Origin of the sequence: Reichenbachiella carrageenanivorans (assembly GCF_025639805.1) — a bacterium.
GTDB classification, from domain to species: Bacteria; Bacteroidota; Bacteroidia; order Cytophagales; family Cyclobacteriaceae; genus Reichenbachiella; species Reichenbachiella carrageenanivorans.
In genome coordinates, this window is sequence record NZ_CP106735.1 from 175,463 (window position 1) to 198,997 (window position 23,535).

At 41.6% G+C, this 23,535-nt stretch carries 19 protein-coding genes; 11 read left to right on the forward strand and 8 right to left on the reverse strand.

All coding sequences use genetic code 11. From position 1 onward, the window contains the following. Positions 1–19 precede the first annotated feature (19 nt). From N7E81_RS00755 to N7E81_RS00770, 4 genes are all read left to right on the forward strand, one after another. Positions 20–802: a hypothetical protein gene (locus N7E81_RS00755; protein ID WP_263051370.1), complete on the forward strand. Its 783-nt coding sequence runs from the start codon at positions 20–22 to the stop codon at positions 800–802. A gap of 86 nt (positions 803–888) precedes the next feature. Further along, positions 889–2,667 carry a translational GTPase TypA gene (gene typA / locus N7E81_RS00760; RefSeq protein ID WP_263051371.1) on the forward strand — a complete coding sequence of 593 codons (1,779 nt, stop codon included), beginning with the start codon at positions 889–891 and terminating at the stop codon, positions 2,665–2,667. 143 nt (positions 2,668–2,810) lie between these two features. After that, entirely contained in the window at positions 2,811–3,476 is a 666-nt protein-coding gene (locus N7E81_RS00765) for a hypothetical protein (RefSeq protein WP_263051372.1), read from the forward strand. An 8-nt stretch (positions 3,477–3,484) separates the two neighbouring features. After that, on the forward strand, positions 3,485–4,273 hold the full coding sequence (locus tag N7E81_RS00770) for a transporter substrate-binding domain-containing protein (RefSeq protein WP_263051373.1): 789 nt from the start codon (positions 3,485–3,487) through the stop codon (positions 4,271–4,273). A 58-nt stretch (positions 4,274–4,331) separates the two neighbouring features. Here the strand turns inward: N7E81_RS00770 and bshC are convergent, their stop codons facing one another. The 5 genes from bshC to N7E81_RS00795 form a co-directional block, all read right to left on the reverse strand. Further along, on the reverse strand, positions 4,332–5,885 hold the full coding sequence (gene bshC / locus N7E81_RS00775; RefSeq protein WP_263051374.1) for a bacillithiol biosynthesis cysteine-adding enzyme BshC: 1,554 nt from the start codon (positions 5,883–5,885) through the stop codon (positions 4,332–4,334). Between the two features lie 94 nt (positions 5,886–5,979). Continuing rightward, a complete protein-coding gene (gene rimO / locus N7E81_RS00780) occupies positions 5,980–7,293 on the reverse strand; it encodes a 30S ribosomal protein S12 methylthiotransferase RimO (protein WP_263051375.1) in 1,314 nt (437 codons plus the stop codon). Between the two features lie 146 nt (positions 7,294–7,439). After that, positions 7,440–8,810, reverse strand: coding sequence for a TolC family protein (locus N7E81_RS00785; RefSeq protein ID WP_263051376.1), 1,371 nt, complete (start codon positions 8,808–8,810; stop codon positions 7,440–7,442). A gap of 140 nt (positions 8,811–8,950) precedes the next feature. Further along, the gene (locus N7E81_RS00790; RefSeq protein ID WP_263051377.1) at positions 8,951–9,664 is read right to left on the reverse strand and encodes an ABC transporter ATP-binding protein; all 714 of its coding nucleotides are present in this window, start codon (positions 9,662–9,664) and stop codon (positions 8,951–8,953) included. Between the two features lie 42 nt (positions 9,665–9,706). After that, the gene (locus N7E81_RS00795) at positions 9,707–10,957 is read right to left on the reverse strand and encodes an efflux RND transporter periplasmic adaptor subunit (protein WP_263051378.1); all 1,251 of its coding nucleotides are present in this window, start codon (positions 10,955–10,957) and stop codon (positions 9,707–9,709) included. Between the two features lie 618 nt (positions 10,958–11,575). On the opposite strand from N7E81_RS00795, the gene N7E81_RS00800 reads away from it, so the two are divergent. The 6 genes from N7E81_RS00800 to N7E81_RS00825 are packed head-to-tail and all read left to right on the forward strand — an operon-like array spanning position 11,576 to position 17,808. Beyond that, positions 11,576–13,558 carry a BatA domain-containing protein gene (locus N7E81_RS00800; RefSeq protein ID WP_263051379.1) on the forward strand — a complete coding sequence of 661 codons (1,983 nt, stop codon included), beginning with the start codon at positions 11,576–11,578 and terminating at the stop codon, positions 13,556–13,558. After that, on the forward strand, positions 13,558–14,820 hold the full coding sequence (locus tag N7E81_RS00805; protein WP_263051380.1) for a dihydroorotase: 1,263 nt from the start codon (positions 13,558–13,560) through the stop codon (positions 14,818–14,820). Before N7E81_RS00800 ends, N7E81_RS00805 begins: the two co-directional genes overlap by 1 nt. 6 nt (positions 14,821–14,826) lie before the next feature. Then, positions 14,827–15,348, forward strand: a complete 522-nt coding sequence (locus N7E81_RS00810; RefSeq protein ID WP_263051381.1) for a DUF4199 domain-containing protein — start codon at positions 14,827–14,829, stop codon at positions 15,346–15,348. Positions 15,349–15,406: 58 nt separating this feature from the next. Next, positions 15,407–15,946, forward strand: coding sequence for a DUF4199 domain-containing protein (locus N7E81_RS00815; RefSeq protein WP_263051382.1), 540 nt, complete (start codon positions 15,407–15,409; stop codon positions 15,944–15,946). 6 nt (positions 15,947–15,952) lie between these two features. Continuing rightward, a complete protein-coding gene (locus N7E81_RS00820; protein ID WP_263051383.1) occupies positions 15,953–16,924 on the forward strand; it encodes a glycosyltransferase family 2 protein in 972 nt (323 codons plus the stop codon). Between the two features lie 20 nt (positions 16,925–16,944). After that, positions 16,945–17,808, forward strand: coding sequence for a M90 family metallopeptidase (locus N7E81_RS00825; RefSeq protein WP_263051384.1), 864 nt, complete (start codon positions 16,945–16,947; stop codon positions 17,806–17,808). On the opposite strand, the gene N7E81_RS00830 is transcribed toward N7E81_RS00825, so the two are convergent. Together N7E81_RS00830 and N7E81_RS00835 are read right to left on the reverse strand one after the other, a co-directional pair. Then, positions 17,805–18,572 (reverse strand): class I SAM-dependent methyltransferase, encoded by a 768-nt coding sequence (locus N7E81_RS00830; RefSeq protein ID WP_263051385.1) that lies wholly within the window; start codon positions 18,570–18,572, stop codon positions 17,805–17,807. The two genes, N7E81_RS00825 and N7E81_RS00830, sit on opposite strands and share 4 nt — an antisense overlap. Before the next feature lie 57 nt (positions 18,573–18,629). Further along, positions 18,630–19,277: a hypothetical protein gene (locus N7E81_RS00835; protein ID WP_263051386.1), complete on the reverse strand. Its 648-nt coding sequence runs from the start codon at positions 19,275–19,277 to the stop codon at positions 18,630–18,632. A 242-nt stretch (positions 19,278–19,519) separates the two neighbouring features. Here N7E81_RS00835 and N7E81_RS00840 point away from each other — a divergent pair, with 242 nt between their 5' ends. Further along, positions 19,520–22,024: a sodium-translocating pyrophosphatase gene (locus N7E81_RS00840; protein ID WP_263051387.1), complete on the forward strand. Its 2,505-nt coding sequence runs from the start codon at positions 19,520–19,522 to the stop codon at positions 22,022–22,024. A 56-nt stretch (positions 22,025–22,080) separates the two neighbouring features. Here N7E81_RS00840 and N7E81_RS00845 read toward each other — a convergent pair whose 3' ends face one another. Further along, entirely contained in the window at positions 22,081–23,484 is a 1,404-nt protein-coding gene (locus N7E81_RS00845; protein ID WP_263051388.1) for a PepSY domain-containing protein, read from the reverse strand. Positions 23,485–23,535 lie beyond the last annotated feature (51 nt).

Genomic DNA, 23,535 nt, shown 5'->3' on the forward strand with positions numbered 1-23,535 from the left:
GTCGAAGTAAAGTGATGATATGAAAATTGATCTAAACGAGATTTGGGAATTTATGGCATTGGCTCCCGAGCCAAAAAATGCAAACCAAGGCCTCCAATGGATCTATGAACTTGTGGCTGGAGACATCACTATTGATCAACTCACTACAAAGGATATTCAAAACCTTCAAAAAGAAGAAAATTACGACACCGAACTCCTTCCTTCTATTTTCACTTTTCGTGAAATCCTCTGGCAACCCAATGTGTATACCCAACCAGCACTATGCATTCCTCAGCTCAATATTCTCAAAGTATTTTGCGAAGACTATGTAGAAGGAGTGAAAAAAGAGCAAAATGGCAATGTACTACCCTATTTCGATTTGCTCACAGGTCTTGCTTCATTTTGCAAAGAAGCACTAGAGCGGATAAAGGCCGAAAATGATGCTGGCGAAATACGTATCACTTCTATCTTGGGCGAACTTCGGAGAAAAGCATTCCCGATAGTGAAATTTTTCATTTTTCATCCGATGAATCGGAAGGACTATCAAATAGATGCCTTGAATCGGCTCAACTATGCTGTCAAAATCATGCTTACTCAATACAACAACAAATATTATGATTTGCGTGATCCTTATTGGAATGTAACCGCAGGCAACCCTTCGACTGAAAACAAAACGACCACCACAGAGTCAAAACCTCACAAATCCCATCCCACAAAAAGCATCGATACACAGGAAAAAAATATAACTCCCAATCTTTTCAAGAACAAAATAACTGCCCCTATCTTGGCTCAATCAGCAGATAGCGAATTAGAAGAACTCTAGTTACACTATATTAATGATGAATTAATAGCCTAAGGCCTGTTCTTCTCATTTATTAGACGTAATTTTGCGCTTTAATTTTAAGAAGGATGACAGAAATCAGAAACGTTGCTATCATAGCACACGTTGACCACGGCAAGACGACCTTGGTTGACAAGATCATTTATGCTGCTCAAGCAAATGACGCCAAAAGATCGCAGGACAATAACGAATTGATCCTAGATTCAAATGATCTTGAAAGAGAGCGTGGGATCACCATTCTTTCAAAGAATGTATCTGTAAACTACAAGGGTACAAAAATCAACATTATCGACACACCTGGTCACGCCGATTTTGGCGGTGAAGTAGAGCGCGTGTTGAGCATGGCTGATGGCGTAATTCTACTTGTAGATGCATTTGAAGGCGCTATGCCTCAAACTCGATTTGTACTAGGCAAGGCACTTGGTCTTGGCTTGAAGCCAATCGTGGTAGTCAACAAAGTAGATAAAGAAAACTGTCGTCCAGACGAAGTACACGAAGAAGTATTCGACTTAATGTTTAACCTAGAAGCTACCGAGGAGCAACTAGATTTCCAGACATTATATGGTTCTTCTAAAAATGGCTGGATGAGCCATGATTGGAAAAACAACACAGGCAGCATCAACCCTCTTCTAGACACAATCCTTGAGGCCATCCCTGCACCCGAAGCAAAAGAAGGTGTATTGAGAATGAAAATCACTTCTTTAGACTTTTCTTCTTTTACAGGGAGGATTGCCATTGGCAGAATCCACCAAGGCTCTATAGCAGTAGGTCAAAGCTTAGGTTTGACTAAGAAAGATGGCACTGTAAAACGTGTTAGAATCAAAGAATTACACATTTTCGAAGGCTTAGGCAAAAGAAGTGTACAACAAGTAGAATGTGGAGACATCTGCGCTGTAACAGGAATCGATGATTTCGAAATCGGCGATACCATCACCGATTTTGACAATCCAGAACCACTCGAAAGAGTAGGTGTGGATGAGCCTACAATGAACATGCTCTTCACCATCAACAACTCTCCTTTCTTTGGTAAAGAAGGAAAATTCGTGACTTCAAGACACCTGAGAGATCGATTGATGAAAGAAATCGAAAAGAACCTCGCGCTACGTGTAGAACCTACAGATAGTGAAGATAAATTCTTGGTCTATGGACGCGGTGTACTTCACTTGTCTGTCTTGATCGAAACGATGAGAAGAGAAGGCTACGAGCTTCAGGTAGGTCAGCCACAGGTAATATACAAGGATATCGACGGTCAGAAAAACGAACCTATCGAACACCTAGTTATCGACGTGCCAGAAGAAGTATCAGGAAAAGCCATTGAACTAGTAACTAAAAGAAAAGGTGAGCTAACCATCATGGAGCCTAAAGGAGACGTGCAGCATTTGGAGTTCAACATTCCTGCTAGAGGCTTGATCGGTTTGAGAAATCAGGTATTGACAGCTACTGCTGGAGAAGCTGTAATGACGCACAGATTCAGTGGATACGAGCCTTACAAAGGAGATATTCCTGAGCGATTAAATGGCTCTCTAGTTTCTATGGAAACAGGACCAGGTACTTCATACGCCATCGACAAACTCCAAGACAGAGGTATATTCTTCGTTTCTCCAGGAGACGAGTTGTATGTAGGTCAGGTAATTGGTGAACACTCTAGAGCCAATGACCTTGCGGTAAATATCCAAAAGGGTAAGCAATTGACCAACATGAGAAAATCAGGCACGGATGCAAGCATGAAAATTGCTCCTCCTAAAAAATTCTCTCTGGAAGAGGCTTTGGAATACATCAACAAGGATGAGTATGTGGAGGTAACTCCACTTTCTATCCGAATGAGAAAGATTGATTTCAAGGCTTAAAAACAAGCCAGAATTAAAACAAAAATTAAGGGCTGCTTTATAAAGCAGCCCTTTTTTATTTGCCCTAGCACATGAAAAAGTAGGGTATTCCCAATCAAATTGTTATTTTCGTTTCCTAACAATTTCGACAACCAAGTCCATACATGCGATCTTATTTGAAAACCACCTCCAAGAGTACAACCTTAGCGTTACTCATACTGACCCTCACTTTACAGACCTGCGCACCTAAATTCACTTCCTGGCAGAGTCCGAAATTTGAAACTCACGAGTTTAAAAAAGTCATTGTCATTGGCATGTTTGAACGACTCAACACCCGCATGACTTTTGAAGAAGAAATTGTAAAAGCCTTTGAATCCAGAGGATATGTAGCTGTACATGGCATGTCACTGATGCCCCCTAGCTACAAACCCTCATCAGAAGAAGAACTCGAGCGCATACTCAAAAAAGAAAATTTCGATCTGGTCATCATGGCTAGTGTGGCGGATCAGTCACAAGAAACGCAGTACCACCAAGGATCTACTTACTACGGCGGTTATTATGGTGGCTATGGCATGTACAATTACTACAATTATAACTACGGCTACAACATGTACTATGGCGGCTGGGCAGACCCTGGCTATTACACCAATAGTGTTGTCGACCTAATCGAAAGCAAAGCCTACGACCTTTCGGGCAAAACCCCAAAAGAGTTTGCCAACATATGGGTAGGACAAGCCAAAATCACAGAATCTTCAAACATGCGTAGTTCAGCTCGTATGTATGCCAAAATACTGATCAACGATCTTAAAAAGAGAAATATTATTAACTAGAAAAACCTATGAAGACCATAAAAATCTTATTTATTGCAGTCATTGTACTGGTATCGGGCAACCTGTCTGCCCAAGAAAGACTATCAGAAATAGTAGAACGCGGCACCTTGCGTGTAGGACTCACGGGCGCTCAACCTCCCTTTTCTATGAAAGCTAAAAATGATGAACTTATCGGATACGACGTAGATCTGGCCAACTTACTCGCCACTTCTATGGAGTTGACTCTGGAGCTAGTAGAGATGCCTTTCGGCGAATTGCTACCTAGCCTTGAAAGTGGGAATATTGATATGGTTATTTCTGGAATGACGATCACTCCTGCTAGAAATGTGAAGACTGCTTTTGTGGGACCATACTTGATTTCTGGGAAATCTATTCTAACCAAAGAAAAGGCTTTGTCTAACGCCACCAACGCCGCAGACATCAACAACAACATCAAAGTAGTAACATTGGCAGGCTCTACCAGTGAAAAATTCAGCAAAAAGCACCTTGACAATGTAAGTCTAGAACTCGTCTCCAACTATGACGAGGCAATTCAAAAAATCATCAATGATGAATCTGATGTAATGGTCGCCGACTACCCTACTTGTGCTTATGCTATGCTCAGGTATCCCAACCATGGCATGGTCATCCTTGATAGACCTTTGACTATCGAGCCTATCGGCATTGCCTTGCCCAACGATGCTCTATTCATCAACATGGTAGACAACTACATCGAATCGCTTGATGCCATGGGAGTATTGGCAGTAATGGAAGAAAAGTGGTTTGAAAACCCATACTGGTTGCTACAGCTGAAGTAAGCCACACAGTAATGAAATCGCAAAGCAGCAGCTCCTAACCGAGCTGCTTTTTTTATGCTTATCTGATAATATGCATCCTCAAATCAAAGGCATCTAGCGACGCTAATATCTCTTTGACAAAGTCTGGGTTGTTGATATAAAAATTGAGAAAATTGTCGTGGCGTTCCTGTAGTCCACCATCAGGAAACAACTTATCTTTGATCCCTTGAATCTGGTTGAGTGCTGTCTCGTGCTTTTGTTCCTCAGACTTTTTGAGCCGCTTGGCTATGTTCTCCAGTCCCTTGGCGGCCTTGGCATGCTCTGCCGCTATAAACCCCTTCAGCGAAGCATCTACTGTAGCTGCCTTTTCGGCCAATAGGTCATAGACTTTTTGTAAATCTTCTACTTCTCCATTGAGACTCATGGCCTTTTCACCATACTTGGCTAAATACTCACTTTTTAGATCTTCTCCAGCTTTAAACAAATCTTCATTCGTCCAGCCGAATTTATCTAACTTTTTCTGAGTAGCATTATTGATATACAGGGCGAAGTTTCGAGGTAGGAGAATTGGAAATGTAGTCTCGTAGTGCGCAAACACTTTGGGCAACTGCATCCAATAGATCATCTCAGCTGGGCCTCCCACGTAGGCCAGATTAGGCAATATGACTTCCTCGTACAGTGGTCGCATCACTACATTGGGACTAAATCGCTCAGGATGACGATCTACTTCCGCCAATATCTCCGTTTCTGTAAACTTTAGCGAAGTATTGTTGATCTCATACCCATCGTCAGATTTGACAATTCGCTCTCTACTCCCCTCTTGCAGATAGAAAAAATTGATCTCTCTTGAATATATCTGCGGCTTGTATCCTTCCGTTTCCAGCTCTTTATTAGTTGCCTCCACGAGGTCATTTGCCGTACTATGTAGCAAATCGTCTTTGATAACTGATACAAACTGTGCTTTGAGCTTGGCATGGTCCGCATCCACCACGATCACTCCTTCGTCACCAAAAAGCGCATTGACATAGTAGCGCGCAGCATCAGACAAATTGCCCTGCTTGCGATAAGCCTCCTCAAAAAGCTGAACTTGCTCTGGCATCGCCTCTAGCACCTCATCCAAACCATCCGTTTTGAATCTTCCAACAGCTCCTTTTTGCTCCGTTTTCCATTCGTGCTTTTTACCAAAGAGGTTGAAATACGAGATCTCGTCAAAATCATGATCTTCTGAAGCCATCCAATAGACAGGTACAAAATGGTAGTTGGGGTATTTTGCTTTAAGGGTCTTACAAGCATTCACCACAGTGGCAATCTTGTATATAAAATAGAGTGGACCAGTGAATATGTTGAGCTGATGCCCAGTAGTGATGGTGTAGGTCTGAGGATTGGCTAATTCGGTAATATTGGTACTCACAACTGTAGACTTGTCTAGTGACTGGTATTGCTCTTGCAACACCTCGGTCAATACTTTCCTTTTTTCATCAGACAATTGCTTTTTGCCGATTTGCTCCTCAAAACAACGAACCTCTGGCCGCAATCCATAAAAAGGCCTAAGTGCCTCATGGTCATCTAGGTAGTCTAAAAAGAAGTCTGAGAACGATTGTGTACTACGTAAGTCAATTTTTTCTACCGGCATGCTTTGTCAAAATTTTTCTAAAGATAAAAAAGTTGACAGGGTTTACGCAGCAACTTCAAATAAGATGCTGAATTGATTTAAAACCCTAAAAAATTTAACTGACTGGTTCTCCGTAAAGATCGAATGGTTCTGCTGAAGTAATTTTGATATTGGCAAAATCGCCAACACGCAGGTAGTGGTCCTTTGCACTAATCAAGACCTCGTTGTCCACTTCTGGAGAATCAAACTCGGTACGTCCCACAAAATACTCCCCATCTTTACGGTCGATCAAGGTCTTGTAGGTATTGCCAATTTTGGACTCGTTGATTTCTAGTGATATCCCTTCTTGTAGCTCCATCAATGTATCTACACGTTCGTTTTTCACTTCCTCGGGCACATCGTCGTTCATCGTACCTGCATGTGTATCTTCTTCGTGCGAGTAGGCAAATACGCCCAACCGGTCGAAGCGGCTCTCTGCCACAAAATCCATCAGCTCTTCGAAGTCCTCTTCGGTCTCTCCAGGGTGGCCTACGATCATGGTCGTACGAATGGCAATACCGGGCACCTCTGCTCTAATCTTCTCAATCAGTGCTGTGGTTTTCTTACGATCCGTACCTCTTCGCATCAATTTTAGCATTTTAGAAGAACCATGTTGAAGTGGAATATCCAAATAGCTACAGATGTTTTGCTTCTCAGCCATTACTTTCAAAATGTCTTCAGGAAATCCCGTAGGGAAAGCATAATGTAAACGAATCCAATCCAACCCTTCTACTTCAGAAAGCTTTTCAAGCAATTCCGCCAAATTTCTTTTTTTATAAATATCTAAACCGTAGTAAGTCGAATCTTGTGCAATAAGCAAAATCTCCTTGACCCCTTTTTTCACTAAACTTTTAGCTTCCAATACCAATTCTTCTATCGGGCGAGACACGTGCTTGCCTCGCATCAACGGGATCGCACAAAACGAACACGGACGATCACAACCTTCTGATATTTTCAAATACGCATAGTGCGAATCTGTGGTGATTTCTCTTTCTCCTACCAGTTCGTGCTTATAGTCTGCCTTAAACTTGGCTAATATTTTTTTGAGATCGGTAGTGCCAAAATACTCATCTACATCGGTGATTTCTTTGGCTAAGTCGTCCTTGTATCTGTGCGACAAGCAACCCGTCACGTAGAGTTTTTCAATGTGACCTTCTTGCTTAGCATCCACAAATTTGAGAATGGTATCAATAGACTCCTGTTTGGCATTTTCTATAAATCCACAAGTATTGACAATGACCGTAGTCGCATCATTTTTCTTTGACTCATGCACTGCATCTATGTCATTTCCTTTCAGCTGGGTGAGGATCACTTCCGAATCCACCAAATTTTTGGCGCATCCCAATGTCACTATATTCACCTTCTCCTTTTTTCTGCCTTTTGTCTTCAATGCCTTTGGATTTATTGAGGGGCAAAATTACGGGAAGTGTAGCAGAAACCCTAACAGGGTTTTGAACCCTTTTAGGGTTATGTTGTAAACAAAAAAACCACTCCCAATTGGGAGTGGTTTTGAGTTAGAGTTTTGAGTTTTCAACCTTATAATATACCTCTGTATACATCGAGGATTTTCTTTCTAAAGACTATACTATACTTGGCATTCACTAATTCAATTTCTGCCCGATTCTTATTATTCAAACTTTCTAGATAGGTATAAAAATCCGTATTTCCGTGTTCATATCTCGTCTTCACAAATTCAAATGACTGATTGAGTGCCACCAGGTTTTCTTCGGCAGCCGCATAGGTTTCTTGCGCAGATATTAAATCGAGATATACTCTCTGAATGGTGTTGGTCATATCCAATTCTACCTGTTTCAAATCCAGATTAGAATTCTCCATATTCAACCTTGCTACTTGTGTATTGTTTCTATTTCGAAAATTATTGAAAATAGGCACTGAAATACTCACTCCCACCATAGAGGTTGTCAGGTTTTTGTATTGATCGAAAATCGGGATCTCTCCTTCACTATTTACATTGTTCGAAGAATACTGCGTACCGTAGCTGCCATAGGCATTTATAGTTGGGTAGAGCTGAGCCTGTGTAGATTTAAAATTATAACTAGACGCTAAAGCGGATGCAGACGCTCGTTTTAACCCAGGAGAATAAGCGAGGCTAGCATCAAGGATTTCTGGGTATTTTTCTAAATCCATTAAGTGTTCGTCTTCTCCTATGTCGTAGGAGGCAATGTCCATATTGCTAGATACATCTACTTGCAACAATTGCAATAGTTGTAATAGATCAGTTTTTAAAAAATTTTCCAAATTCACCTTTCTCAAATTTTCATTGGCGAGTTGTGATTGAAAATTATACACCTGCTCTAGGTTACCAACGCCCACTTCTTGTCTCTTCTTTTCTCTGTCCAGTTGTTGCTCTAGCAATTTTACTCTGTCTACTGATATCTTAATATTCTCTTTGTCGAGGACTACTGCCAAGTAAGAACCCAAAACCGAAGATTTCACATCTTGCTTCTGTTCATCTATTCGAAATGTACTGGCGTTCAGTGATTGCACTGTGGATTTCTGATAATAAACATTGGACATCGCATTGAATAATTGAATGCCCGCATTCAGACTGGGTGTACTTCTTTTGAAACTACCTGTATAAAATTGACCTGAACTATTATCAAAGTTGGTTCCATCAAAATAGTTGTAATCAGCAGAAGCACTTAATGACGGAAGAAAGTTCATCAAGGCCTGCACTTGATTTGACTTTGCTATCAATGCATTGTTTTCTGCTCTCTTCAATTGAATATTGTTTTCCATTGCAATCCGAATACAGTCATCCAATGTGAAAATTGTTTTTTCAACGGGCTGCTGGGCTTGCACAGTATCTTGAGCTTGCATACCGAGCTGTAGCCCCATCATTGCAAACATCAAAAAGGCCATTCTATTCACCATTCGTTTCTTCATTTCAATTAAAATTTTCAAGTCGTTGCTTTATGCTCGGGGTGGTTGAGTTTTGTCCCTGAGGCCAAGGCGTAGCGATCCAGCCAGCATCCCGCACCTATCGGCATACTGACCATCGCATCGCACAATATTGATGTTGGGTTTTATACCAATGCCTTGTCTTTGGCATTCACATTTTCAGACACGATTTGCCCATCAAACAGGTGTATAACACGATCAGCATATTCGGCATCTACTGGCGAGTGCGTCACCATCACTACAGTGGTGCCTTGCTCGTTGAGGTCGCTGAGTAGAGTCATCACTTCTTGCCCGTTGGCCGAATCTAGGTTACCAGTAGGCTCATCCGCTAAGATCAGTTTAGGCTTGGCCACGACAGCTCTCGAAATAGCCACTCTCTGCTGCTGTCCTCCAGATAGCTGCTGGGGAAAGTGATTTCTTCTGTGCATGATCTTCATATGCTCCATTACCTCCTCCACTCTTTTTTTGCGCTCGGCAGCAGAGTACTTCAAGTAGATCAAAGGCAATTCTATGTTTTCGAATACGGTGAGTTCGTCGATCAAATTAAAGCTCTGAAATACAAACCCAATGTTCGCTTTTCTCAAGTCGGCTCTTTGCCTTTCGCTGTATTCAGATATTTCTTCGTCTCTAAAAAAGAAATCTCCTTCAGAAGGGTTGTCGAGCAGCCCAATGATGTTGAGCAAAGTAGATTTGCCACAGCCAGATGGCCCCATGATAGCGACGAATTCACCTTCATTTACGTTCATATTCACCCCTGCCAAGGCAGTTGTTTCAATCTCATCGGTATAGTAAAACTTCTTTAACCCTTCGGTTTTGAGTATCGTATTGGCGTTTTTCATTTCAATATTGTTTAGATATATGTTTTTAAGTTCTTTTATTAATTATTTGAATACCAGACGGTCTTTATCTTCGTAGCCATCGTAAGAAGAGACTACTACTTTTTCGCCAGGTTGCAAACCTTCTATCACTTCATAGAATCTTGGGTTTTGACGCCCAAGTCTGATATTTCTCCTCATTGCAAAATCGCCCGATTCATCCACCACAAAGACCCAATTGCCTCCAGTCGTTTGATAAAAGCTACCCCTAGGGATTTGTACTGCTTCTATGTTTTCGCTGAGCTGAAGCTTGATTTGTAGCGTTTGTCCTCTCCTGATATCCGTAGGGAGCTCGTTTTCGAATTTTAGATCTACTGAAAATAGTCCGTTGATTACTTCAGGATATATCTTATAAATTTTGAGTTTATGCGTTTCACCTGCAAAATCAAACGTTCCCTCTAGCCCTTCGTATATCCGAGCGATGTAGTGTTCGTCTATCGTTGCTCTTACTTTGAATGCATCTAGATCATCAATCTGACCGATATTTTGCCCAGCCATGATAGACTCTCCTATTTCTACATTGACTGAAGACAAACTGCCTGATATAGGGGCTTTGATGTACAGGTTGTCCAAATTTCCTTTGATCATTTTCAGGTTTTTCCTAGTCCGCTCTAAGGTTTCTGTGGTTTGCCTGATCTGAGCTTCGGTAGATTTAGTATCGAAAATCTGTGATTCTATTTCGATCTCCTTGGTAGAAACCAATCGGTCATAGGCTCTTTTCAAATTGAGATACTCTTGTTCTGAGATTACTTTATCGTCTCTGAGCTTTGCCCCTCTTTCATAAGCATCCTTTGCGGCATCTATATCATAGTTGAGCGTAGTCAACCTTCTTTTGAGTTCGAATTTATTTCGTTGAAGTGCCAGCTTAGTATTAGCCAGTTCGTTGACCAAACGGAAAGTTTGTGTTTCTTCTCGTACAAAATTCTGCACCAAGTTGTTATTTGCCAGCTTCAAAATGGTATCACCTTTGGACACCATCTCTCCTCCTTCTAAGTATTTCCGCTCCACATTACCTCCTTCTATTGCATCTAAGCGGATCGTTTTGATCGGCATCACATTACCGTCTACTGGTATAAACTCACGAAACTGGCCTTTTACCACTTCAGATACATTGATTTTGTCCGAAGACACGTTGAGCTTAGAGCCTTTGTCGGCAAAGATGAAATTGTAGAGTATAAAGGAGACAAAGAGTACACCAAATGAGATGGAAGAAATCTTCCCTATCGTCCATTTTTTCTTTTTAATCTTTTTATCCATTGGGTCATTATAATTTCAAGTTCGGTCAAGGCATGCCAAGAAAAATGCCACAATCATAGTCGACTGCATATCAAGCACTTACAATTTATAGACTGTCGGATAAATGACCAAACTTGTTCATGTATGAAACAACAGGTGTTCGAAATTGACCACTTATAATTTGTTTTTTACTCAGAAAAGAAATCACTCCTGTCCCTATATGGCTCTACATCCAACATGGTGGTGACTCTAGCAAAATGGGATGATCACAAAAATGTATACGGAATTTTCGACCGAAGGCGGACGCCTTCAAAAAAGGGCATAAAAAAAGGGTTCAAGACTCCTCCTGAACCCCAAGGTCAAAAACTCAAAATAAAAAGGACTAATCAAATCTTAATCCACAACAACAACACGAATATAAATACTCTAATCTTCAAATAAAAATACTCAGTTAAGTAATTGCCTCATTTTGAATTCTATAGCAAGAAATACTCTTAACCGAAGGAAAAAGCAGCTTTTTTACTGTCATTCACAAGAATATTTCAACTTTAACAACCAAAAAACGTCTATCATACAGAATTGATAATTGGCACACTAATATTCGAAAGTGCAGCAAAATTTGATTTAGATTTGTCCCCAATGAACTTCACTTATCCGATTTTTTTGTGGGGCCTCTCCGCCCTCGCTATTCCGATTATCGTTCACCTATTCAATTTCAGGAAAGCTAAAAAGGTAAGTTTTTCTAATGTTCGCTTTTTAGAAACCATTCAAAAAAAGAGTGCCTCCAATCTCAACCTGAGACATCTGCTCATCTTGCTTTGCAGGCTGCTGTTTATTGCATTTCTCGTACTCACTTTTGCCCAGCCATTCATTCCAGGCAAAGAAAATGGCCTACAAAACAGACAGGTCTCTATCTATCTAGACAACTCCCACAGCCTTTCTAACCTGACAATTAATGACATTAGTGGGTTTCATGAACTACTGGGCGTAGCCCAAAATATCGTAACGCTATACCCTCAAGAAACGCAGTTTAGCCTGACGACCAACGATTTTCAACCAGGCAGTGGAATCAGTCGGTCCCAAACCAAAACCCAGGAAAAACTCAGCGAAACCGAATACTCTACCCTCTCTCGAACTGGACAAGAGATATTCAACAAACTACTCGCTACCAATCCTAGCGAAACTAAAGACATTTTTTTACTGACTGACTTTCAACAATCTACTATTGGGAGCCTCGAAGCATTTACAGACTCTATCAACCAGTATCACATAGTCAGGGCAGTCATACCCGAACAACGCAACATTTATGTGGATACTGTGTTTTTAATCAATCCTTTTTTAGTCCCCAATCAGAAAAATGCCATTCGAGTACAGATTAGGAATCAAGGTTCTGCCATTAGTGACTTGCAAGTCAAATTCCATATCAATGACCGACAAAGTGCCACAACCAGCATTGATCTAGATGCCAATGCCAGTCAAAAAGTAACCTTCGAGTTGACAGGTAGTCTTAACGCCATCAACAAATGCTTGATTAGCTTCGAAGATTTTCCTGTCGCCTTCGACAATGATTATTATTTCACACTCAATCAGGCTGCCAAAATCAACATTGTAGAAATTTCGGACAAACCCAATAGCCCGATCAGCAAAGTGTATCGCAACAATGACCTATTTCATTTTAGCTCTTACCCTTCCTACAACATCTCCTATCCCACGCTCGAACAAGCAGATCTCGTGGTGATCAATGCCCTATCCAACATCGAACATGGACTGAGAGCACAAATAGAAAAACAATTGTCGCAAGGTAAATCTGTGCTATTTATACCCAAGGGAGGGGCAGCCAATAGTTACCAATTTGCTGGATTGACCATCACAAAAGATTCAGTCACTACCAAAACACCATTGGCTATTCCTGATCTGAAAAATCCATTTTTCAAACAGATGTTTGAAAACCTAAGCAGCGATACCCAAACACCAGACGTCTCTCTTATCTACCACTGGAATGGCATGGAAGTAAAACTCCTAAAAACTAAAACTGGACAAGCCTACCTCAGCCATCTGTTTCAAAAGGGAAATTTATATGTAATGGCTGGCCCACTGACCAAGGCCTATACCAATCTACATCAGCATGCACTGTTTGTACCAGTGATGCAGCGAATAGCAGAAATGAGTGGCACAAACAATCAAGCACTTGCCTTCAATGTAGACAAAACCAACATCACCCTAACCATAGACAGCCTTGCAAATGACCAATTGTATAAACTAAAAAAAGAAGACACCGAACTAATCCCTTCTCAACGCATAACCGCCAATGAATTGGTGCTGGATATGCCAAAGTATTTGTTGACTCCAGGTTATTATGACTTGATGCTAGGTGATCAACTGATAACCACCATTGCCTTCAATCATTCAAAAAAGGAGTCTGACCTGACGGTTTGGCCAACGAAAGAAATTCAAGCGCGATTCTCTGGAATCAAACATCTAAACATCTATGAACCTGATGACGCAGCCTCCTTTTCTAAAATAATGAAAGAAAAATATCACCAACGTGAATTATGGAAATATACCTTAATTTTGTCCCTGATATTTCTTTTTGCTGAAAGTGTGCTACTAAGATTTTTATAATGAATATATTCCTCAGAGACGCCAAAATCCTCGATCCCCACTCTCCACATCATAATAAAGTAGTTAATATTCATATCAAGGATGGACTAATCGTAGCCATCGACAAAAACGAACATCCAGCCGACACCATCATAGAAGCCAAAGGTATGCTCATATCTACTGGGTGGTTCGATATGAAGGCACACTTCAACGACCCTGGCACGGAACACAAAGAAGACCTAAGCAGTGGGGCAGCAGCGGCAGCATTCGGAGGATTCACAGGTGTGGCGATCATGCCAAACACCGAGCCAGTCATCCAGACCAAAGGAAGTGTAGAATACGTACGATCTAAGTCTAATACATTCCTGACGGACATCTACCCCATGGCTGCCGTCACTCTTGATACCAAAGGAGAAGACCTGACGGAAATGCTAGATCTACACGAAGCGGGTGCCATAGCCTTTACCGACGGCGACAAGCCCATCTGGCATACAGATATGATGTTAAAATCACTGATCTATCTACAAAAAATTGACGGCCTACTGATCAACCAACCAGAAGACCAACTCCTTACCCGTTTTGGCTCGATGAACGAAGGTGCCGTAAGCACAGTCCTAGGGCTCAAAGGTATGCCAACACTCGCCGAGCACTTGATGATCAAAAGAGATCTGGACTTACTTAAATATGCAGGTGGAAAAATTCATTTCTCTAACATCTCGACCAAGGAAAGTGTAAGCCTGATCAAAAAAGCCAAGAAAAAAGGGCTACAAGTCTCTTGCGATGTAAGTATCCATCACCTAATGCATATAGACGAAGACTTGATGGGCTACGATTCTAATTATAAAATCAACCCACCACTGCGTACAGACAAAGATAGACGAGCGCTTATCAAAGGACTAAAAGAAGACGTGATCGACGCCATCGTATCTGCACACACACCACAAGACGAAGAATCTAAAAAGTTGGAGTTTGACAGAGCAGAATTCGGGATCGCAGGACTACAAACGATGCTGCCCACCTTATTGCAATTAGGCAAAGAGCTAGATCCAAGCACATGGATAGAAAAACTTACCACTAGTCCAAGAATGATTCTAAAACTACCCACCTCTACCGTAGCAAAAAATCAAGTCGCCAACTTGACTCTCTTTGACCCTAAAGCTAAATGGACACTCAACGATCAATCCAATCAATCTAAATCAAGAAATAGCCCCTATTTCAATCAGTCTCTGACAGGCAAAGTAAAAGCCATATTCAACAATCTGAAATTTCAAATATTCGAATAATCTCGCATGAAACCATTATTTAAAGTTCCACTCAAGTTTGGACTTATTGGTGCTAGTATCAACATCGCCATGTATTTTGTACTGTACCTTACAGACTCCAATCCACTGATGGAAATGCGCGTATTCGACTTTTTCATCATCCCAATATTTATCTTTTTTGGCATTAAAGAATTCCGAGATATATTCAACCAACGCGTAATGGAGTTTTGGCAAGGCATGACCGTAGGCTTCTTTATTTATGGTACCATCGCACTCTTGTATTCTATTTTTTTATGGATCGCTCTAGAATTTTCTGATGGAGAAATTCTACAAGAATACATTACTGAAAGTCTGAATGTAATAAAAGAAAACAAAGACATACTAACGGAAGAAATGGGAATAGACAGCTATCAATCTTCCTTCGACGAAGTCAGTCAAACTACTGCTATAGATTTGGCTTTGGACAGCTTGTTCAAAAAAGCAGGCATTGGTTTTTTGCTAACTAGTGTCCTCTCCACCGTTTTGAAGAAACAACCAAAAAATAATTAAACCAAGCGAGCATATTTCGCTCAAGCATTATTTAATTTAACCTCAAACTATAACCAAAATGGAATCAAACGCTAGCATCGCAGCCATCAAAGGCGGACTCATTATCGGACTCATTGGAATCATTCTTTCCATGCTTACCTATGTAGTCGATCCAAGTATGATGGTCGATTGGAAGTTTTCTCTCATTTCTTTCGCCATCTCTCTTTTTCTATACGTTTACATTGGGAAAAAATACAGAAACGAAGAAATGGAAGGCTATATGACATTCGGAGATGCCTTCAAATTCACCTTCATCGCTGGTATCATAGGCACACTACTTACTGGCTTCTTTTCGATTGTATTGTTCAATGTGATCGACCCCGAATTGCCAGAAGTGCTGACCGAGCAAGTTTTGAAAAACACGGAATCCATGATGGAAAGCTTTGGTGCTCCTACTGAAGAAATGGACAAGGCACTAGAACAAATAGAAAAAGATATGGCTGGCAAATTTTCTGTAGGTGGTATCTTGCAGGGCAGTTGGGCTTGGCTATTAGCTGCAGCCTTTTATGCGCTCATTACTAGTGCCATTATCAAAAAGAAAAGGCCCGAATTCGAATAACATTAAATGACAGATTCCCTAGACATATCCGTAGTCGTACCGCTACTCAACGAAGAAGAATCTCTACCCGAACTCCAAGATTGGATCAGTCGGGTCATGGAAGAAAAAGGATTTCAGTATGAAATCCTTTTCATTGATGACGGCAGTACAGATCGCTCATGGGAAATCATCAGCCAATTGGCCGAAAAAAGCCCTCATGTAAAAGGCATCCGGTTCAACCGTAACTACGGCAAATCCGCCGCCCTCAATATCGGATTTAAAAATGCCAGCGGACAGGTAGTGATTACCATGGACGCCGATCTACAAGACAGTCCAGATGAAATCCCTGGACTATACGATCAAATCACCAAAGATGGGTTTGATTTAGTTTCAGGTTGGAAAAAGAAGCGCTACGATCCCATCATGAAAACCATCCCTTCGAAATTTTTCAACTTCGTAGCAAGGAAATTTTCAGGCATTAAGCTACATGACTTCAATTGTGGGCTAAAAGCCTACAAAAGAGATGTAATCAAAGCCATAGATGTTTATGGCGAAATGCATAGATACATTCCATTTTTAGCCAAAGGTCAAGGATTTGTAAAAATTGGCGAACGAGTAGTACAACACCAAGCCAGAAAATACGGCGAAACTAAATTTGGTTTAGAACGATTCATTTTCGGTTTTCTCGACCTACTTTCTATCAGTTTCGTCTCTAAATTCAAAAAAAGACCGATGCACTTCTTCGGATCATTTGGCACATTATCCTTCTTTATTGGAACTATCATTACTTTTTGGGTTATCGGTAGAAAAATCTACGAGATCCAAATGGGATTACCTGCTCGCGATGTAGTGGCTCAGCCTTTGTTCTTTTTAGCTCTCGTAGCCGTAATCATCGGTGTTCAACTATTTTTAGCAGGGTTTATCGGAGAGATGATGACACAAACCTCTACTAAAAAAAGCGACTATCTAGTGAGTCATAAAATAGGGCTGTCCAAATAAAAGAAAGCACTGATTTAATCATGCCTAGCTTTACCAGCAGACTATTCATCGGGATCATTGGCTTTATAGCCCTCATTGCTTTTGTGGGACTGATCCGCTCACAAATGGCTTGGCTAGGCTGGACGATTCCTCTGGCAGGCTTAAGTTGGTGGGTATGGAACAAGCAAAAACCTCGCAAAAAAGCATCCCTTTCCTTTGACCCAGTATGGCAATCCATTCTTCTACAGCTGGTACCTTTCTACGAAGCATTAGATGAGAAAGGCAGAGAAGCATACGACAAACAAGTGATCAATTTTTTCTCCACGATCAAAATTACCGCTGTGGATTTTGAAATGGACGATGAATGCCGACTACTAGTCGCCTCTAGCGCAATCATTCCATTCTGGGATCTGCCTGTGTGGAATTATGGAGAATTACAAGAGGTGATTGTATATTCCAATCATTTCAATGAAAACTATCAAGTAGGCGAAGACCAACACTTGCTCGGCATGGTGGGCAATGGTGGACACATGAATCACGTGATGCTACTCTCCAAACCAGCACTCTATCAAGGATTTGAAAACAAAACAAACAAAAACCATGTAGGTTTTCACGAATTTGCACACCTGCTAGACAAGTCGGATGGAGACGTGGACGGTATCCCCGAACTGTTTTTGCCCAAAGAACTGGTCAACCCATGGGCCAAACTCGTACACAGGGAAATTCGAAAAATCAGGGCGGGTAAGTCAGATATCAATCCATATGGGGCAACCTCCGACGCGGAGTTTTTTGCAGTAATTTCAGAGTATTATCACAAGCGCCCTAAATTGCTACAAACTAAGCATCCCGATCTATATAGCATGTTAGAATTGATCTATCACCCTAACGGACAAGACAAGCATTAGATTTTTTTACAGAGGTGAATCATTTCATCCTTAGGCAAGGCATATTTGACTTGCTCTTCAGTAGACAATGTACTCACGAAATCATCTTCCACTACCGTGAACCCTGCTTGACGCAAACGGTCTGGGTAATCTTTACCGTACAAACGTACGTGATCATCTTGGCCAAATAATTTTTCTCGCTCCTTAGGATCAGTAACGGTATCATCTTCAAAAGTCACCTCAGGTACAGGATGAAAAATTGGAATCTGAATGATAGCCCAGCCACCTGGTTTGAGCACTCGGTATATTTCCTTCATCGACTGTATATCGTCTGCTACGTGCTCCATCACATGATTGCAAAAAGCAACATCAAACCTATTGTCTTCGAATGGCATCTCATGTATGTCCATTTTCACCTTTGCTAATGGAGACTCCAGATCAGCCGTGATGTACTGATCTCTGTGAATTTTCTCAAATCGCTTGATAAAACACAGCTCTGGCGCAATGTGAAGGACTTCCTGACCAGGTTGAAAGAAGTTCGTTTTGCGCTGCAGGTATAGCCACATCAGGCGGTGCCGCTCCAATGCCAGACAATTGGGACATAGCGCATTGGCTCTAGCCACTCGTCCATAGGGCACAAACTTAGAAAACTGACTATCGCAAACTGGGCACGCTACTTGATTTCCGCGATAGAATACAGCTACCACTTTGAGTGCGATATGACTGAATAGTTGTAGATATTTTCGCGGAATATGGCGAACAACAAAACTGATGATTTTCTTCAAAGCATTTGAAATTAGACCGCAAATATAAGGGCGGTCCCGAACAAGAGAAGCGTTCGCTTAATTTTCTATCAATTCTTCTAATTCATGATTGATCAAATCGTAGTCAAACTTATAGGTATACTTAGTTGACTCCATCTTGTCTAAAATATGGCGCACATGAGCGATTACCTTTTCTTCTTTATGCTTCAATTCGTCGTCTTTCACATATTTCAGCGAAGCAATCATTTCCTGAAAAGTCGCATTCATAAAATGTAGGGCTTTGTAATTTTCGCCTTTATCTAAATTATGCTCAGACATAAGCATACAAGCATAAGCGATAGAATTCAGCGAATTAAAAAAGGCTCTATTCAAGTCTTCCTCTATCAAGTTATCACTTCTTATTTCTTTCTCAACCAATTCTAAATCTTCTACCGCTCGATCCATATGAGCTTCTGAAGCACTATCAGTGTATTGCTCAATCACTCTCATTTGCATCATGGCGTCTTCGAGTTCATTTACAGCCCCACGATAATCACCATTTACAATCAAATGACGTGCATTAGAGAGGCTTTTCATGGGAGCTAATGCTCGGTCAACAGTGAGCTCATCATGCAACATATTTACCAAGTGAAGTACCGCAATAGATCCTAGGATAAGCAGGATACTCGAGATCGCAGTGGTTTTCTTTTCGACAGGCATCTTTCTGAATTGTTCTTTAGTGTTCAATTAAGCCAGTAAAGTACGAAATAATCCTGAAAGCGTTCCTTATTCAATCTGATTTTGAATAGAATATTACCTACCTATTGAAAAAGTCCAGTTAATTGTAAAAGATGGCCAACCACAGCCTGACAGGCCTCCTTTAGCTACAATATTTTTTATTCTTATCTGATCGCTTATATTTGATACGGTTTAAATAGAGAGGGCAGATGGCCCTCTTTTTAATTTTTAATAATTTCTAGGAAAAAGATATGAGTAATTTGATTTACGTGCCAATCGCATTGGCCTGTCTAGGACTTGTATTCATGTTAATGAAAATGGCATGGGTGAAAAAACAAAGTCCTGGGAATGAGAAGATGCAAGAAATCTCCAAAAACATCAAAGAGGGTGCCTTGGCTTTCTTGAGTGCCGAATACAAACTATTAGCCATCTTCGTAGTAGCCGCTTCTATAGCATTATTCGGTATTTCTACTTTGGTAGCAACTACCAGCTGGATGATCGTCCCAGCCTTTATCATTGGTGCTATTTTTTCTGCTGCTGCTGGCAATATCGGCATGCGGATCGCCACTGAGGCCAACGCCCGAACTACAGAAGCAGCCAGAACCAGTCTCCCCAATGCCCTAAAAGTTTCGTTTGGCGGTGGTACTGTGATGGGATTAGGAGTAGCAGGCTTAGCCGTTTTAGGTCTAAGCTTGTTCTTTTTAGTTTTTGTCAAATCTTTTATGGGCAATGGCTCTTTCTACAACGACATGACCATGGTACTTGAAGCCCTAGCTGGCTTCTCTCTAGGAGCCGAATCTATCGCGCTTTTTGCTCGTGTAGGTGGCGGTATATATACCAAAGCCGCTGACGTAGGTGCTGATCTAGTAGGCAAAGTCGAAGCAGGTATCCCGGAAGACGACCCCAGAAACCCTGCAACCATCGCCGACAACGTAGGCGACAACGTAGGTGATGTCGCGGGTATGGGGGCTGACCTTTTCGGGTCTTACGTCGCCACCGTATTGGCCTCTATGGTACTAGGCAACTACATTATCAAAGACATGGCCGATGCTGGCCTAGTACTCGATACCTTTGGTGGCATGGGACCTATCTTGCTACCCATCATGATTGCAGGAGTGGGTATTGTTTCTTCGATCATAGGTACTTTTCTAATCAACATCAAAGACAATTCTGCTAAAGAAGCTGACGTTCAAAAAGCATTGAACACAGGAAATATTGCCTCTATCATCCTCACGGCTATCGCTGGCTGGTTCTTGATCGACTATATGCTCCCTGAGACTATTATAGGCATGAAATTTTTCGGAGAAGGCACCATGGACATCCCTAGCCGTCATGTATTCTATGCTACTTTGGTAGGGCTTGGGGTTGGGTACTTGATCTCTATGTTTACCGAATACTATACTGCCCTAGGCAAGAAGCCTGTGATGGACATCGTACAAAACTCATCTACAGGAGCTGCTACCAACATCATTGCTGGTTTGGCTACTGGTATGATCTCTACCTTCTCTTCAGTAATCCTTTTTGCAATCGCCATTTGGGGATCTTACGAATTGGCAGGATTCTACGGCGTGGCTATCGCTGCCTCTGCTATGATGGCAACTACTGCTATGCAGTTGGCCATCGACGCCTTTGGCCCTATCGCGGATAACGCTGGAGGCGTAGCCGAAATGAGCGAATGCCCTGCAGAAGTAAGAGAAAGAACTGACATTTTAGATTCAGTAGGTAATACTACTGCTGCTGTAGGTAAAGGTTTTGCAATTGCGTCTGCTGCCTTAACGGCACTAGCTTTGTTTGCCGCCTATGTCACCTTTACTGGTATCGATGGGATCAACATTTTCAAAGCGGACGTATTGGCGGCCTTGTTTATCGGCGGTATGATCCCAGTAGTATTTTCTGCTTTGGCCATGAAATCTGTAGGTAAAGCAGCCATGGAAATGGTAATGGAAGTAAGACGCCAGTTCAAAGAAATCCCTGGCATACTAGAAGGCACTGGCAAACCCGATTATGCCAGATGTGTAGAGATTTCTACTCAAGCAGCCTTGAAAGAAATGATGCTCCCAGGTGCCTTGACTATCATCACTCCGATCATTATCGGGTTTGTAATGGGACCTGAGGCACTGGGTGCCTATATGGCTGGTGTAGCAGTATCTGGTGTGATGTGGGCCATTTTCCAAAACAACGCAGGTGGTGCTTGGGACAATGCCAAAAAATCATTTGAAGCAGGGGTGATGATCAACGGAGAGATGACCTACAAAGGCTCTGAAGCACACAAAGCTGCCGTAACTGGTGATACTGTAGGTGATCCATTCAAAGATACTTCAGGGCCATCTATGAATATCCTGATCAAATTGACCTGTCTGGTAGGCTTAGTAATCGCTCCAATTTTGGGAGAAGTATATGGCACTGGTGGACACGGATCTGAAGTGAAAATGGAAATGATGGGATGTAAGCACGAAGGACCTTGTACGGCTGCTTGTCATACCAAAATGGACAAAAAAGAATGCAAAATTGGCTGTACGAAGGCATGCTGCGCAAGCAAAGGCGAAACGAAAACTTGTAAGCCTGGATGTACAAAAGCTTGTTGCGCTACAAAAGGTGCTAAGAAAGAAATAAAAATAATCATGTCTGGCGAAGAGACCAGTACTACAGCAATCGTAGAAACGAAATCAATAGTGGATGGAAAAGAAACGGTAAACGTAGATACACTATCAGGCTCAAAAACTGAAGTAGAAGCCCAACTGCAAGAATTAAAATAAGCTTTGATAAAAACTAAAAATAGCTCAGGGCTTAAACCTTGAGCTATTTTTTTGTCTCAATTTTTCTTGAGCAAAATCCAAAGTCCAGACATCGCAATCATCACTACGGCCAGTGAGGCCATGGACATGATGCCATCTCGTACTCCTTTCCCTAAGAAATTAAACATGTTGTACTTGTGCAGAAAAATGAAACTCAAGATTTCAGCTCTGTTCTTATCTCTCACAATCGCCCCTGGGATACCCGAACTAGGTTCCACAAAACACGTCAAGTGATCTGGCGTATCAAAAGCCACTTTCACCACAGGCAATCGTTTGTTGATGAAACCGTACTCATTATAAAACCGGGTAATCAACTCTGGCTCTGCCAGCAAAGGAAAATCCTGTCCAGCTATCTCAAAGGCACGCTGTGTCGCGTAAGCCAAGTCTCCGTTGACTAATGGCATCAATCGATCTACACTCAAATAAACAACCGATGTATTAGCTTGAGCCAAAACGATCCGATAGTACCACTTACCATTCAAGACTTTCAAAGACATTTGCCGAACGGCAGTCCCTGCTTGACGAATCGCAGACATAGGATTTGCCTCTAACTGTCCCACTCCGATAGTAGCCCATGCTGGCCCTTGCCCATTCAAATCATACGGCTCAAATTTTTGTAGCGAATGATACGCTCCGCTAAAAGAAAACATCAACAAAACAATAGACACCGCCACGGCTAATTTTCTATGTCTGCGGCGTGGTTTCATTCGTTCAGAAGTATTGGTAGTGGCATTTTTAGTACTGAAGAAAATAACGAGGCCTAGTACACCCGTCACAAAAACCAAAGAAGAAAACACCAATACGGCTACTTTTTTGGCATATGAATTTTCACCTAAAAAATCCCAATTATGAAACATAGAAAACACCCATAAAAAGCCTTTTCGGAGCCTATCATTGAGTGTACCCAACCTAGACGATCCCGTGTGTACATACACCTCCATACCATCCGCCCGATCAAATGCCACTCGATAAACTGGCAGCAGCCTGTTGATAATTTTATACTCTGCCGTATATTCATCTACTCGCTCGATCTCGACAATCCCTGCTGTCTGATCCCCTAAAAAGTATCGAGCCAACTGCTTGGCATAAAGCTGATCGCCATCGACTAGCTCACTACCATCTGCCCAACTATAGTATTGCCATTGGCCAGTAGCCGTTTGGATCTGGTAGTATGGCTGGCCATCTACTCTAACCAAGCGAAGGTCTTTTATTTCTGTCTTGTCTATAGGCAAATCTTGTAGATCGACAGCCGTAGCATCCGTTTCAAATGGCGCTTGTTTCAAAAACATTTCGGCAGGGGAAATCTTGAAGAAATGTCCCATCAATGGATGCATCAGCCCACTCAGACACCACATTAATACAGGCAATAAACACACGGCACTGAGCCATCGATGCCAGAGATATAATTGTTTTCTTTTCATAATTTTTTGAATGAACAAGATGGCTCGATAATGCTAACCATCTTGTTACAA